Genomic DNA, 13,335 nt, shown 5'->3' on the forward strand with positions numbered 1-13,335 from the left:
GCGACCTGGTTGGCCTTGCCGTCGGGCACCCGGCGTCCGGAGTCGTCGATCGCGTTGCGCAACCGCGCCCGCTGCTTGTCGTACGCGTTGCTGCCCGGCCGTGGTCCTGGCATCTGCTGCCTCCTTCGTCGCCGTTGGCGTACCGCGGCCGTCTACCCGTCTGGCGGGAGGCCAACCCGGGGTGTCAGCGGGGACCGCGGACCACGGCGACCGGGCAGCGGGCGTGGTGCAGCACCGACTGACTCACCGACCCCAGCAGCAAGCCGGTCACCTCGCCACGCCCCTGCCCCCCGACGACCAACAGTTGGGCCGAACGGGACGCCTCGGCGAGCACCGCGCCGGCGCGGCCGTGCGCCGCCCGCCAGGTCAGCCGCAGCCCCGGGTGGCGGTCGGTCAGCCCGTCCAGCCAGCCGGTGAGCATCCGCTCCTGCTCGGCGTGCAACTGCGCCTCGTCGTACACCAGGGGTTGCATGTCACCGGGGCCGCTGCTGCCGGGGTGCCGGTAGGCGTGCACCGCGCGCAGCGGCACGCCGCGCGCCACCGCGGTCTCGGCGGCGAAGTCGGCGGCGAGCCGGGACGCCGCCGAGCCGTCCATCGCCACCAGCACCGGCTCGTCGGGGCGTTGGTCGCCGCGGGCGACGAGCACCGGGCAGTCGGCGTACGCGCAGACCTGCACCGCCACCGAGCCGACGACAAGCGCGGAGAAGCCGCCCAGCCCGCGGTCGCCGAGCACGATGAGCGCGGCGGTGGGGGACTCACCCACCAGCACCGCGGACGCCTCGCCGTCGATGATCTCGCCGGAGACCGTCAGCCCGGGCGCGGTCGCCTCGGCCTCGGCCACCGCGGCGGCGACCAGCTCCTCGGCCCGGTGGCGCAGTCCGGCGCCGGGCGGCGCGTCGGGAGCGGGGGAGACCGGCACGTGCAGCACCGGCCAGATGAACCCGTGCACCACCCGCAGCGGCCGGTGCCGGCGGACGGCCTCGGCGGCGGCCAGGCGCACCGCGCGCAGGGACGGCTCCGAGCCGTCCACGCCGACCACCACCGCCGCGCTGTCCGCCGAGTTCACCCGTCTCACCTCCCGCCGAGCCAGTATCGCGGGCGTGGCGGCGCGACGGAGCGATACCGCCGGTCGGGCCCGGGTCGGTACGCTGGCGGCGACCGGACGGGGAGGAGCGTCGTCGATGGATGAACCGGACGAGCCGAGCACCGCTCGCATGATCGACTTCTGGCTCGGCGGGGAACACCACTTCGACGTCGACGTGGCCGCGGCGACCGCCTTCGAGCAGGCGTACGGGCCGTGCGCGCCGGTCTTCCGCGAGTTGCGGGCGTTCCTGCGCCGGGCGGTGCGGGCGATGGTCGAGCAGGGCGTGGACGGGTTCCTGGTGTTCGGCGCGGGGGTGCCCACGATGGGCAACGTGCACGAGGTCGCCGCCGAGGCCACCGTGCTCTACACCGACGTCGACCCGGTCACCATCCGGCTGGGGCAGCGGATCCTCGCCGACAGCGACCGGGCGGGCTACGGCTACGGCGACGCCACCGACATCGGCACGATCGACCCGGCCCAGCTGCATCGATTCGTACCCGGGTGGGGGCGGCGGCCGGTGGGGGTGGTCTTCCTCGGGCTCGCCGCGTTCCTCGACGACGCCACGCTCACGCGCACCCTCGACGAGCTGTACGCCGCCGCGGCGCCGGGCAGCCTGCTGGCCGTGGACTTCGACACCGAGGAGCTGGCCGGCCACCCGCAGGCGCTGGCGATGATGGGTCCGGAATTCCGGATGCGTCCCCCGGCGGCCTTCGCCCCACTGCTGGGCCGGTGGACGCCGACGTCGGACGGGATCGTCCCGGTCCACCGGTGGCGGCCCGCCGGCCCGCCCGCCGATGTGCCGGACGCCTTTCACGGCGTACTGGCGACACGGGACGCCGACTGACCCGCGACGACCGGCTGCCCGGTGGCGTCCGTATGATGCTTGCCCTGTAGCAAGTTTCTGGAGGGACGACCAACCATGGTGGACGCGCCGGACGGGGTGTCGCGCGCGCTGCGCGAGGCCGCGCCCGACCAGTTGGCGGAAGCGGCGGACCGGGCGATCCGGTCGGCGTTGGGCGCGTTACGCACCGACGTGTTCGTCGCCGACTACCGGATCAGCGGGCTCTGGCCGGTGCTGGATCCGGACCTGCCGGCGGCCGGAGCCCTGGCCCAGCACACCGTGGCGCAGCGCTGCTTCTCCAGCCAGCAGCCGGTGCGCGACGGGCTGGACGACGGAGTCTGCCGGCTCTACCTGCCCCTGACGGTCTGGGGGGAGCGGCTGGGTGTGCTGCTCATCGAACTGCCGACCGTCCCGGGCCCGGCGGTGACCGGGCGCGCCACCGACATCGCCGGCGACCTGGCGGTGGCGATGCGGGCCGCGGACCGGGAGACCGACCGTTATCGGCGGGCCCGTCGCCGGGAGCGGCTCAGCATGGCCGCCGAGATGCAGTGGGACCTGCTGCCCGGTCGTAGCGTGGCGCACCGCGCCTTTCACCTGGCCGGGCAGTTGGAACCGGCGTACACCGTCGGTGGCGACCACTTCGACTGGTCGTTGGACGGTGACCGGCTGACCCTGACGGTGCTCAACGGCGAGGGCACGGGCCTGGCCGCGTCGCTGCTGACGGCGGTCACCGTGAACGCGATGCGCAACGCCCGCCGCTCCGGCGGTGGCCTCGTGGAGCAGGCGGAGCTGGCCTCGGACACGGTCTACTACCAGCACCGGGGCCGTCGGTACGTGGCCACGCTGCTGCTCGAGCTGGACATCCGCACCGGGCGGGTGCGGGCGGTCGACGCCGGTTCGCCGCACCTGCTGCGGATGCGTGGCGCGACGGTCGAGCCGATGGAGCTGGAGCAGCAGTTGCCGCTGGGCATGTTCGCCGAGACCCGCTACGAGCTGCAGGAGTTCCAGCTCGCGCCGGGTGACCGTGTCTTCGTCGTCAGCGACGGCGTGTGGGCGGCCGAGCCGGCGGGGCGGGAGCCGTACGGGCAGCGGATGATGGCCCGATCCCTGCGGGCCACACGGTTGCAGCCGGCGACCGAGGCGGTTGGTACGGTGATGCGCGAACTACACGCCTATCACGCGGATTCCGATTTGCGCGACGACGCCGTCGTCGTCTGCCTCGACTGGCATGGTCCGCGTGAGCGGGACGGCGGATGAGGGTTGCCGCCGCCGCGCCGGGCGGGCACCAGCGTGACGACGGCAGGGGACATCGGGTGGAGCGACCTGCGGATCTCGCCTCGGCGATCGACGCGGCCGCCGAGACGCTGATCGCCGTGCTCGACTCGGCGGCGTCGCGGCATCAGGTGCCACCGACCCAGCTGCGGGTGCTGATGCTGATCAGCGGCCGACGGGAGACCAACGTCAACGGTCTCGCGGAGCTGCTGGACGTGGTGCCCTCCTCGGCCAGCCGCCTCTGCGACCGGCTGGAGGCGACCGGTCTGTTGCGCCGGGTGGCCGACCCGCGCGACCGGCGGGAGGTGCGGTTGGTGCCGACCGCCGCCGCCCTGACCCTGCTGCGGGAGCTGGCGGAGCGGCGCCAGCGCGCGGTGCAGGCCGTGTTGGACCGGATGCCGCCCCGGATGCAGCACGATCTGTTGCTGTCGTTGCTCGCCTTCGGTCGGGCGGCCACGCAGACGGTGCCGGAGCAGCAGACCGATCAAGCGGTCCAGACGGCCTGAACCGCCGTCCCCCTTCCACTAGTATCCTAGGACGCTCTACGCGTGGTGATCCACGCCACAGTGCGGCACAGCCGCACCGACAGCACGCGGCGGCGGCCGAGGAGCGCGGGGAAGCCCGATATAGTGGCAGCGCACTCAGCCGGCCCGTGATCATCGAGATCGCGGGCCGCATCAGGGCAGAGGTCCCATCCCGGGGCCGCAGGGGAGCCGGCGGTTGCCGGCCCGACAGCGCGTACGACCTCCGCCGCGCCCGATCTCGGTCTGGCGTCGGGGCGTGCGGTGGAGGAGGTTCGGGTGTCGCGTCGGCCGGCTCGGGCAGAGCATCCGCGGGACACCGGTGACCAGGCTCCCGGCGACCAGGTGCTCACCCTGCCCAACCTGATCAGCTTCGGGCGCCTGCTGGGCGTACCCCTGTTCCTCTACCTGTTCCTGGTGGCCCGCGCGGACGTGGCGGCGGTGGTGGTGCTGGCCATCGGCGGCACCACCGACTGGGTCGACGGTTGGATCGCGCGCCGGCTGAGTCAGGTGAGCCGGCTCGGGGAGCTGCTCGACCCCCTCGCCGACCGGCTCTACATCCTCGCCACGCTGCTTGCCTTCACCGCCCGGGAGATCGTGCCGTGGCAGTTCACGGCGGCGCTGCTGGCCCGGGAGGCGTTGCTGCTCGGCTCACTGGCGGTGTTGCGCCGCTACGGGTACGGGCCGCCACCGGTGCACTACGTGGGCAAGACCGCCACGTTCCTGCTGCTCGCGGCGTTCCCGGTGCTGCTGTTGGCCACCGAGTGGAGTCAGGCGGCGACGGCGACGGCCGCGATCGGCTGGGGGCTGGCCTGGTGGGGGCTGGTGCTCTACTGGGTGGCCGGCGCCATGTACGTGGTGCAGGCGTCGAGGCTGGTGCGCGCGGCGCGCGGCCCGGGAGCGGGCGCGTGAGCGCGACGCCGCCGGAGGGTCCCCGCCCGGATCGGGTGTACGCCCCGGACTTCCTCACCGAACTGTTCCGCAACCCCCTGGATCCGGGGTACGCGGACGCGGCGGCCGCGCGCGAGCGGGTGGCGTCGTCGCAGGACGCGCCCCGGGGTTGGCCGGCGCGGTCGGTCAGCCTGGTCGTGGTGGTGGTGCTGGGTTTCCTGTTCGCGGTGGCGTATCGCCAGACGATGGCGGACGAGCCGGGGCGTGCTCAGGCCCGCTCCGGGTTGGTGGCGCAGATCAAGGAGCGGGAGAGCCAGACCGACCGGTTGTCGGCGCGCGCGGATCAGCTGCGGGAGGAGGTCAGCCGGCAGCGGGACGCGGCGTTGAGCGGGTCGACCGCGGCACGTCTGCGGGACCTGGAGGCGGTCACCGGGCTCGGCCGGGTGCGGGGTGACGGTGTGGTGGTGCGCCTGGCGGACGCCCCGGGCAACGCGGACGCGGTGACCGGTAAGGGCGCGGGGCCGCCGCAGGTGCTGTACAGCGATCTGCAGGGTGTGGCGAACGCGTTGTGGAGCGCCGGTGCCGAGGCGATCGCGATCAATGGGCAGCGGTTGACGTCGACGTCGACGATCCGTACGGCGGGCGAGGCGATCCTGGTGGATTTCCGGCCGGTGACGGGGCCGTACGAGGTGTCGGCGATCGGGCCGGGGTCGATGCGGCGCAAGTTCGAGGACAGTCGCAGCGCGGCGGTAATGCAGGACGTCGCGCAGAAGACCGGCCTGTCGTTCGGTGTGCGCAAGGCGGAGGACCTCACCCTGCCGGCGGCTCCGGAGCCGCAGCTACGCTACGCCAAGCCGTCGGTCAGTCCGAGCCCTTCGGGGTCGGGTGTCCGGTCCGGCAGTCCTGGGTCGTCGGGTTCGCCGGGGACCGCTAGTCCTTCCGGAGGTGGCGGATGATCGCGGTGCTGGCGTTGCTCGCCGGTGTGGTGCTGGGCGTGTGGCTTGATCCCACGGTGCCAGCGGCGTTGCAGCCGTACCTGCCGATCGCGGTGGTCGCCGCGTTGGACGCGGTGTTCGGTGGGGTCCGGGCGAAGTTGGACCGCATCTTCGACGACAAGCAGTTCGTGGTGTCGTTCATCTCGAACGTGCTGGTGGCGGGTCTGATCGTGTATCTGGGGGATCAGTTGGGCGTGGGCGGGCAGTTGTCCACCGGTGTGGTGGTCGTTCTGGGTGTGCGGATCTTCGGGAATGTGGCGGCGATCCGTCGGCACCTGTTCCGGGCGTAGGTTTGACAGCGATGAGCGACGAGCAGGCGGAGACGGGGACGGGCTGGCCGCAGCCGGCGGTGCCGGGGCGGCCGGGTGGGCCGGCGGGTGAGCCGGATCCGCGGCCGGACGCGCCGGATCCGGACGAGTTGAGTCCGTTGGCGCCGCATGGTCCGACGAAGGAGCCGGAGTCTCCGGATGCGGAGCCCGGGGTGGCCCCGGTCGATGACGGCGCGACGGTGGACCTGAGCGCGGTGGCGCGGGCGGGTGAGCCGGTGGACGAGCCGGTGGCGGAGTCGGCCCCTGCGGTGGCGGCGGGTCGGTCGCGGTTCAGCGCGGCCGGGGTGATGATCGCGGCGTTGTTGGCGTTGCTGGGGTTCACGCTTGTCGTGCAGTTGCGGACGACGTCGACGGATCCGACGTTGGGGGCGACGCGTCAGGAGGATCTGGTGCGGATCCTGTCGGATCTGGATGCGCGCGAGAACCGTCTCCAGCAGGACATTCGGGCGTTGGAGGAGAGCCAGCGGCAGTTGGCCTCGGGTGCGCAGGGTCGGCAGGCGGCGTTGGACGAGGCGACTCGTCGGGCGGACGAGCTGGGGATTCTGGCGGGCACGTTGCCGGCGGTGGGTCCGGGGTTGACGGTGCAGTTCTCCAGCAACGGGGTCAAGCCGATCACGGCGGACCGGGTGTTGGACGCGGTGCAGGAGTTGCGGGGCGCGGGCGCGGAGGCGATGCAGATCTCCGGTGGTGACCGGGCGACGGTGCGGGTGATCGCATCGACGTACTTCCTCGATGGGGACAACGGGTCGTTGATGGTGGAGGGGCGTCGGTTGACGGGGCCGTACACCATCACGGTGATCGGTGATCCGGCGACGATGCGTACGGCGTTGAACATTCCTGGTGGGGTGGTCGCGTCGGTCCGGGGTGACGGCGGTAACGTGGCGTTTGGGGAGCGTGAGGTTGCCGAGGTTTCGGCGCTGCACGCGCCGACCAAGTAGGAACACGCCCGTCCGGTCTCCTGACCGGCGCGGCCGCGCCGGGCCCGGGTGGTCCGGGGCACCGATGGATGAGGACGCGTCTGGTGATTCCCGAGGATCTGCGATACACCGCCGAGCATGAGTGGGTGGCGGGTGACGGTACCGGCTCGGTGCGGGTCGGCATTACGCACTTCGCGCAGGACGCGTTGGGTGACATCGTGTACGTGCAGTTGCCGGAGGCGGGTGCGGTAGTCGCGGCCGGTGACTCGCTGGGTGAGATCGAGTCGACCAAGAGTGTGTCGGAGATCTACGCGCCGGTCGCGGGCACGGTGGCGGCGCGCAACGACGCGCTGGGTGACACCCCTGAGCTGATCAACACGGATCCGTACGGTGCGGGTTGGCTGGTGGAGATCACTCCGAACGATCCGACGGCGACGGACGGGTTGCTGACGGCGGGCGCGTACCAGAAGATCACCGAAGGCTGAGTGTGCTTGATCCGGTGTGCGGGATGTCTGCGCGCGTCCGGTTGCCCTGCATTTCGGCGCTGGCTAGGCTCGCCCAGTCGACCGAGAAGAATCCATTAGTTGAGCGTTGTGGAATTGCCTTCCCGGGCACGGGGAGCCAGCCGCCGGGTGGACGAGCGCCCGGCGGCCAGACCCGCCATTACCCGACGCCGACCGAACAGATCCGTGAGGTGGTCCCATGACGCGCCCAGACGACGAGTTCCCCCCACTCGACGTCACCTCGACGCTCAATCTCGGCTCGCTCGACGAAGTGCTGGAAGGGCCGGACACCGATGTGGTGCCGAGCCGGATGTCCGGTTCGTTGCCGCCGGGTATGGCGCTGCTGGTGGTTCGTCGCGGCCCGAATGCGGGTGCCCGGTTCCTGTTGGACCACGATGTGACGACCAGTGGCCGGCACCCGGACAGTGACATCTTCCTCGACGATGTGACGGTGTCGCGCCGGCACGCGGAGTTCCATCGTGATGGTGGGACGTTCACGGTGCGGGACGTGGGTAGCCTGAACGGCACGTACGTGAATCGTGAGCGGGTCGAGGCGGCCACGTTGAGCAATGGTGACGAGGTACAGATCGGTAAGTTCCGGGTGGTGTTCATCGCCGGTCCGCGCCCGGAGGAGGAGGCCGGCCGGGGGTGAACGAGCCTGCGGCCTCCACGCCACCCGGGGCGGCCCGGTCCCAGCCGCTGATGAGCATCGGTGAGGTGCTGGGGCAGTTGCGGGTGGATTTCCCGGACACGACGATTTCGAAGCTGCGGTTCCTTGAGGCCGAGGGGCTGGTTGAGCCGCAGCGGACGGCGGCGGGTTACCGGAAGTACAGCTGGGACGATGTGGCGCGGTTGCGGTTCGTGCTGACCGCGCAGCGGGACCGGTACCTGCCGTTGCGGGTGATCCGTGAGCAGTTGGCCCAGTGGGATTCGTCTGGCGAGCAGCCGGAGCGGTCGCGGCCGGCGTTGGTCGCGGTGGGGCCCGATGGTGCGGTGCCGGGTCGGGAGTCGGCGGAGCCGGCCGAGTCGTCGCAGGTGCGGCTCGGCCGGGCTGAGCTGGTGGCTCGCAGTGGGATCGACGAGTCGACGCTTGTGGAGTTGGAGCGGCTCGGTGTGCTGGTGTCGGATCCGCCGGGGTGGTACGACGCGGATGCGTTGATCATCGCGTCGGCGGTGGCGGGTTTGGCGGCGTACGGGTTGGAGCCGCGGCATCTGCGGGGTTACCGGAGCGCGGCCGATCGTGAGGTCGGGTTGTTCGCGCAGTTGGTGGCGCCGTTGGCGCGGCAGAGTGATCCGGCGGCGCGGGCGCGGGCGGCGGAGACGGCGCGGGAGTTGGTGGCGTTGTCGGAGCAGTTGCACGCGGCGTTGGTGCGGGTGGGGCTTCGGTCGACGTTGGGTCGGTGAGGGTGCCCGGCAGGCGGCGGTGGAGCGGAAAGATCTCTTCTCCGAAGCGTGCCGTAGGCTTGCCGGGGTAACCCCTCTCTGGCGCGGGCGTGGTGCTGTAGCGCATCGGACGACCGTGTTGCGGTCCGTGTACCGTGCAGGGAAGGGCGCGGTGCGGCGTAGGTGACAACGACACGGAGGCGGCGGTGCGCGAGCTGAGCGTGGTCGGAGTTCGGGTGGAGCTGCCGAGCAACCAGCCGATCGTCCTGCTCAGGGAGGTCGAGGGCGACCGCTATCTGCCGATCTGGATCGGCGCGGTCGAGGCCACGGCTATCGCTTATGAGCAGCAGGGGGTCAAGCCGGCCCGTCCGTTGACGCATGATCTTTTGCGGGATGTGTTGGCGGCGTTGCAGGCGCCGTTGCAGGCGGTGGAGATCACCGAGCTGAAGGAGAACGTGTTCTACGCGGATCTCCTGATCGGCGATGGGGTGCGGGTGTCGGCGCGGCCGAGCGATTCGATCGCGTTGGCGTTGCGGGTCGGTGCGCCGATTCGTTGTGCGGAGCAGGTCCTCAGCGAGGCGGGGATCGTCATCCCCGACGAGCAGGAGGACGAGGTGGAGAAGTTCCGCGAGTTCCTGGAGCAGGTGCGTCCGGAGGATTTCGCGGGCTGAGTGGCTCGGTTCCGCGCTGGTGTCACGGTGGGTGACGTCGGCGTGTGGTTGGTGATCTTTCTCGGTGGCTGCGCGGCGTGTCGCGTCGGTTCCTCCGTGGTAACCCCTGAAGGTGGCGTTAGGGTTGCCGTGTCGAGGGGTGCGCGTCCCGGAAACGACGCGTCGCCGCACTGACGGGGAGGTTGTCCGGATGCACGAGCCGCAGGATCCTGATCCGGGTACACAGTTGGGTGAGCCGGGTGCGTCGTCGCCGGGTGTGGCGACTGAGGGTGACGGCTCGGTGGGCTACCGAGGTGTGACGGCGTGTCACGCGGTGGGCATCAGTTATCGGCAGTTGGATTACTGGGCGCGCACGACGCTTGTGGTGCCGAGCGTCCGGGACGCGTCGGGTTCGGGGACGCAGCGGTTGTACTCGTTCCGCGATCTGGTGGTGTTGAAGGTCGTGAAGCGGTTGTTGGACGCGGGGGTGTCCCTGCAGAACATCCGCAAGGCGATCGAGGCGTTGCGGTCGCGTGGTGTGGAGGATCTGGCGGGAATCACGCTGATCTCCGACGGGACGACGGTGTACGAGTGTCGGTCCCCGGAGGAGGTGGTCGACCTGTTGCAGGGTGGGCAGGGCGTCTTCGGGATCGCGATCGGTGGGGCGTTCAAGGAGATCCAGGGGTCGTTGTCGCATCTGCCGGCGGAGCCGGCGGCGAGCGGCCCGGCGGAGCCGGTGGTGGGGCCCTCGTCGGATCCGGTGGGTGACGAGTTGGCGGCGCGGCGGGCGCGGCGGCGGGCCGGCTGAGTCGCGCTGCGCGTCCGCTGGTGCCCGGTCCGGCGATACGGGTGACTCTTTTGGCTACGGCCGTCTGGTGACTGCGGGTCAGGTCGTGGCGTCCGGGTGACGGTTTCCCCGGGTGACGTTTTCCACAGTGGATACCGTGGGTGATCTTCTGATTGCCGTGGGTGGATCTTCGGGGTCCACTGTGGTGACGATGCGTGTGCGTCGACTGTCGGGAAACCGATAGGGGGGCCCTGACCGGAGGTTGCGGGCACGCTATGGTCCGTCACGGTCCCCGGTGTGCCGCAGCGGCTTGACGGTGTGGCGTCGGTGGCCGTTGCCCCTGCGCGTCACCGCGCGCGCGACCTGTCACCCCGGAAGGAACGACCGTGACGGTTACGGAAGAGACCGCTCCCGCCTCGAATTACGACCGCATCGGCGGAGCGAGTTCGGTGAAGGCGGCCGTGGAGCTGTTCTACGACAAGGTGCTCGCCGATCCGGAGTTGGCGGGTTATTTCGCCACTGTGGACATGGCGGGCCAGCGTCGGCACCTGGCGTTGATGTTGACGGTGGTGCTGGGCGGCCCGAACGAGTACACCGGTCGCGGGTTGGCCGAGGCGCACCAGCCGTTGGGCATTCCGGTGGCGCACTACGCCAAGGTCGGTGAGTACCTGATCGCGACGCTGACCGAGTTGGGTGTTCCGGCCGACGTGCAGGACGACGTGCGGGCGGTGCTGGCGCAGGTGCAGGACCAGGTGGTGGCCACCGGAGAGCGTCCGGGCGTCTGAGCGTGGACGCGGCCCGACTCAAGCAGAGTTGGTCCCTCGTCGCCGGGCACGGCGACGAGGTGCCGCTCTACTTCTATTCGACGTTGTTTCTGGCGCATCCCGAGACGCGGCAGATGTTCCCCACGAACATGGCGGGGCAGCGGGACCGCCTGGTCACCGCGCTGGGCCACATCGTGTCCCACGTGGATCAGGTCGATCGGCTGGTGGGTTTCCTGCAGGACCTCGGCGCGGATCACCGTAAGTTCGCGGTCCGCGCGGAGCACTATCCGGCGGTCGGTGAGGCGCTGTTGGCGACGTTGCAGCATTTTCTCGCCGAGCAGTGGACCGATGAGCTGGCCCAGGACTGGGCGGCGGCGTACGGGCTGATCGCGCAGGTGATGACGGAGGCGGCGCAGGCCGCGGAGGCGGTGAACCCGCCGTGGTGGGTGGCGGAGATCGTGTCCCATGAGCGGCGGGCGTTCGACGTGGCGGTGTTGACGGTGCGTCCGCAGTACCTGTTGCCGTTCACCCCGGGTCAGTCGATCGGGGTGTCGCACCCGTCGGTGCGGTCGTGGCGGTACTACTCGCCGGCGAACGCGCCGCGCGCGGACGGCACGCTGGAGTTGCATGTGCGGGCCGCTCCGGGTGGCGCGGTGTCGTCGCGGCTGGTGTACGGCTCGGCGGTGGGGGACCGCGTGCATCTGGCCGCGCCGGTGGGGGAGCACCTGGCGTTGTGGGCGGCGGGTTCCAGTGACCTGTTGCTGCTGGCGTCGGGCACCGGCTGGGCGCCGGTGAAGGCCCTGGTGGAGCAGGTCGCCGCGGAGGGTTCCGGTCGTCGCGTGGATCTGTACGTGGGTGCGCGGTCGCGCAGCGAGTTCTACGACAGCGACGCGATCGACAAGTTGGCGTCGTCGTGTCCGTGGTTGACGGTGACGTACGTGGTGGGCGCGGACGCGAACCGGCCGGGTGAGTTCGTGTACGCGGTGGACCGGGCGTTGGCCGATGGTGACTGGCGTTCGCGGCACGTGTACGTGTGCGGGTCGGACGAGATGGTGTCGCACGCGGTGCAGACGTTGGCTCGGGCGGGTTACCACGAGGGTCAGGTGCATCACGAGGGTCTGGGCAAGCAGTGGTACGGCCCGGCGTGGCGTACGGCGGTCCAGCAGTCGAGTGAGGGGGGTGAGAGGTGAGCGCGACCCCGATCAGCCGGTACGACGGGATTCAGGTGTCCGGCGGTGTGCAGGTGCGGATGACCTCCGACCGGGTTCGGCGGTGGGAGTTCGGGACGGCGCCGTTCGCGCGGCGTGGCTACGACAACGCGGACGTGGACCGGTTCCGGGTGCAGGTCGCCGACGAGTTGGATCTGTTGGCGACGCAGATCGCGAACCTGCGGGCGGAGAACGAGCGGCTCACCGACCGGGTGGAGTTGCACCGCCACGGGGTGATCCCGAGCACGGGCGCGGCGGTGAAGGTGCCGGCGGCCAAGGAGGTGAATCTGCTGTCGGCGGCGCAGCGGGAGGCCGAGCAGATCATCGCGCAGGCGCACGACTACGCGCGGCGGGTCGCCGAGTACGCCCGGTTGCAGTACGAGAGTTACATGCGGGCGGCGGCGGAGGAGGCGAAGCAGGAGGCCGAGCGGGCGGTGGCGGAGTACCGCAGTACGGCCGGGCCGAGCTTCGACGACACGGTGGCGACCCGGGAGGCGTTGCGGATCTTCGGCGAGATGATGGTGTCGCACATGCAGGCGGCGGCGCGGCATCTCGACGACGGCAGTGAGCAGTTGGCGCGCACGATGGACCGGATCGCGAAGGAGACGCCGGGGGCGCCCTTCGTGGGTGGCGTGGCGGGGCAGGCGGCGTTGCCGCGTCACCACCAGCGTTGACCGGCCCGGGTTGGGGTCACGTACCGCGACCCCAGCCCGGGGGTCATCTCGCGGCGGCGCGGACGGCGTCGGCGATCGGTGTCGTTCCGCCGACGAGTTCCAGGGTCGTGCCGGCGGTGCGGGGTTCGTCCAGGAGCGCGGCGAGGACCAGGGCGACGTCGGCGCGGCTGATGTCGCCTCGGCCGGCGTGTCGGGTGAGGGTGACGTGCCCGGTGGGTTCGTCGTCGGTGAGCCGGCCGGGGCGCAGCACCGTCCAGGCCAGGTCGCGGGCGCGCAGGTCGTCCTCGGCGGCTCGTTTGGCGCGTAGGTAGGCGGCCCACACGTCGTCGGTGCCGGCGGCGGGTGGGTTGTCCACGCCCATGGAGGAGACCAGCAGGTAGCGGTGGACGCCGGCGCGGGTGGCGGCGTCGGCGAGCAGCGCGGCGGCGGCCCGGTCGACGGTGTCCTTGCGGGCGGCGCCGCTGCCGGGGCCGGCGCCGGCGGCGAAGACCACCGCGTCGGCGTCGCGCAGGTGCG

Annotated in this window: 17 protein-coding genes; 15 read left to right on the forward strand and 2 right to left on the reverse strand. The window is 71.3% G+C overall.

Annotated elements, in window-relative coordinates; genetic code table 11:
* Positions 1–184: 184 nt before the first annotated feature.
* Positions 185–1,066: a universal stress protein gene (locus AB0J68_RS13405; protein ID WP_363938516.1), complete on the reverse strand. Its 882-nt coding sequence runs from the start codon at positions 1,064–1,066 to the stop codon at positions 185–187.
* Between the two features lie 115 nt (positions 1,067–1,181).
* Between AB0J68_RS13405 and AB0J68_RS13410 the strand changes: the two genes are divergently transcribed.
* The 15 genes from AB0J68_RS13410 to AB0J68_RS13480 all read left to right on the forward strand — a co-directional run bounded on the left by AB0J68_RS13410 (position 1,182) and on the right by AB0J68_RS13480 (position 12,819).
* On the forward strand, positions 1,182–1,928 hold the full coding sequence (locus tag AB0J68_RS13410) for an SAM-dependent methyltransferase (protein ID WP_363938519.1): 747 nt from the start codon (positions 1,182–1,184) through the stop codon (positions 1,926–1,928).
* 75 nt (positions 1,929–2,003) lie between these two features.
* Positions 2,004–3,182 carry a PP2C family protein-serine/threonine phosphatase gene (locus AB0J68_RS13415; protein WP_363938522.1) on the forward strand — a complete coding sequence of 393 codons (1,179 nt, stop codon included), beginning with the start codon at positions 2,004–2,006 and terminating at the stop codon, positions 3,180–3,182.
* A 56-nt stretch (positions 3,183–3,238) separates the two neighbouring features.
* On the forward strand, positions 3,239–3,703 hold the full coding sequence (locus AB0J68_RS13420) for a MarR family transcriptional regulator (protein ID WP_354855316.1): 465 nt from the start codon (positions 3,239–3,241) through the stop codon (positions 3,701–3,703).
* A gap of 294 nt (positions 3,704–3,997) precedes the next feature.
* Positions 3,998–4,630: a CDP-alcohol phosphatidyltransferase family protein gene (locus AB0J68_RS13425; protein WP_355138777.1), complete on the forward strand. Its 633-nt coding sequence runs from the start codon at positions 3,998–4,000 to the stop codon at positions 4,628–4,630.
* Positions 4,627–5,565: a DUF881 domain-containing protein gene (locus AB0J68_RS13430; RefSeq protein ID WP_363938525.1), complete on the forward strand. Its 939-nt coding sequence runs from the start codon at positions 4,627–4,629 to the stop codon at positions 5,563–5,565. Before AB0J68_RS13425 ends, AB0J68_RS13430 begins: the two co-directional genes overlap by 4 nt.
* Positions 5,562–5,894 carry a small basic family protein gene (locus AB0J68_RS13435; RefSeq protein ID WP_007460356.1) on the forward strand — a complete coding sequence of 111 codons (333 nt, stop codon included), beginning with the start codon at positions 5,562–5,564 and terminating at the stop codon, positions 5,892–5,894. The genes AB0J68_RS13430 and AB0J68_RS13435 overlap by 4 nt, the downstream gene beginning before the upstream one ends.
* An 11-nt stretch (positions 5,895–5,905) precedes the next feature.
* Complete coding sequence (locus AB0J68_RS13440; RefSeq protein WP_354855313.1) at positions 5,906–6,871, forward strand: DUF881 domain-containing protein; 966 nt, start codon at positions 5,906–5,908, stop codon at positions 6,869–6,871.
* 83 nt (positions 6,872–6,954) lie between these two features.
* Positions 6,955–7,335, forward strand: a complete 381-nt coding sequence (gene gcvH, locus AB0J68_RS13445; RefSeq protein WP_007460354.1) for a glycine cleavage system protein GcvH — start codon at positions 6,955–6,957, stop codon at positions 7,333–7,335.
* A gap of 217 nt (positions 7,336–7,552) precedes the next feature.
* Positions 7,553–8,005 carry an FHA domain-containing protein gene (locus tag AB0J68_RS13450; RefSeq protein WP_007071101.1) on the forward strand — a complete coding sequence of 151 codons (453 nt, stop codon included), beginning with the start codon at positions 7,553–7,555 and terminating at the stop codon, positions 8,003–8,005.
* Positions 8,006–8,055: 50 nt separating this feature from the next.
* Entirely contained in the window at positions 8,056–8,757 is a 702-nt protein-coding gene (locus tag AB0J68_RS13455) for a MerR family transcriptional regulator (protein ID WP_193376631.1), read from the forward strand.
* 185 nt (positions 8,758–8,942) lie between these two features.
* Positions 8,943–9,407 carry a bifunctional nuclease family protein gene (locus AB0J68_RS13460; RefSeq protein ID WP_007460347.1) on the forward strand — a complete coding sequence of 155 codons (465 nt, stop codon included), beginning with the start codon at positions 8,943–8,945 and terminating at the stop codon, positions 9,405–9,407.
* Positions 9,408–9,597: 190 nt separating this feature from the next.
* A complete protein-coding gene (locus AB0J68_RS13465) occupies positions 9,598–10,194 on the forward strand; it encodes a MerR family transcriptional regulator (protein WP_354855312.1) in 597 nt (198 codons plus the stop codon).
* A gap of 365 nt (positions 10,195–10,559) precedes the next feature.
* Positions 10,560–10,958, forward strand: coding sequence for a group 1 truncated hemoglobin (locus tag AB0J68_RS13470; protein ID WP_354855311.1), 399 nt, complete (start codon positions 10,560–10,562; stop codon positions 10,956–10,958).
* Positions 10,959–10,960: 2 nt separating this feature from the next.
* The gene (locus tag AB0J68_RS13475; RefSeq protein WP_354855310.1) at positions 10,961–12,127 is read left to right on the forward strand and encodes a globin domain-containing protein; all 1,167 of its coding nucleotides are present in this window, start codon (positions 10,961–10,963) and stop codon (positions 12,125–12,127) included.
* Complete coding sequence (locus tag AB0J68_RS13480) at positions 12,124–12,819, forward strand: DivIVA domain-containing protein (RefSeq protein ID WP_354855309.1); 696 nt, start codon at positions 12,124–12,126, stop codon at positions 12,817–12,819. Before AB0J68_RS13475 ends, AB0J68_RS13480 begins: the two co-directional genes overlap by 4 nt.
* A 43-nt stretch (positions 12,820–12,862) precedes the next feature.
* Here AB0J68_RS13480 and AB0J68_RS13485 read toward each other — a convergent pair.
* Positions 12,863–13,335 (reverse strand): NAD(P)-binding oxidoreductase (locus tag AB0J68_RS13485; RefSeq protein ID WP_363938530.1); only part of this gene is annotated, 473 nt, incomplete at its 5' end.

The sequence above is a fragment of the Micromonospora sp. NPDC049580 genome (assembly GCF_040675595.1).
Lineage (GTDB): Bacteria > Actinomycetota > Actinomycetes > Mycobacteriales > Micromonosporaceae > Micromonospora.

Excerpts from the sequence above, each read along its gene's own strand:
- AB0J68_RS13410 (WP_363938519.1), top strand. The coding sequence starts at position 1,182 with ATGGATGAACCGGACGAGCCGAGCACCGCTCGCATGATCGACTTCTGG.
- AB0J68_RS13415 (WP_363938522.1), top strand. The coding sequence starts at position 2,004 with ATGGTGGACGCGCCGGACGGGGTGTCGCGCGCGCTGCGCGAGGCCGCG.
- AB0J68_RS13435 (WP_007460356.1), top strand. The coding sequence starts at position 5,562 with ATGATCGCGGTGCTGGCGTTGCTCGCCGGTGTGGTGCTGGGCGTGTGG.
- AB0J68_RS13440 (WP_354855313.1), top strand. The coding sequence starts at position 5,906 with ATGAGCGACGAGCAGGCGGAGACGGGGACGGGCTGGCCGCAGCCGGCG.
- AB0J68_RS13450 (WP_007071101.1), top strand. The coding sequence starts at position 7,553 with ATGACGCGCCCAGACGACGAGTTCCCCCCACTCGACGTCACCTCGACG.
- AB0J68_RS13455 (WP_193376631.1), top strand. The coding sequence starts at position 8,056 with ATGAGCATCGGTGAGGTGCTGGGGCAGTTGCGGGTGGATTTCCCGGAC.
- AB0J68_RS13465 (WP_354855312.1), top strand. The coding sequence starts at position 9,598 with ATGCACGAGCCGCAGGATCCTGATCCGGGTACACAGTTGGGTGAGCCG.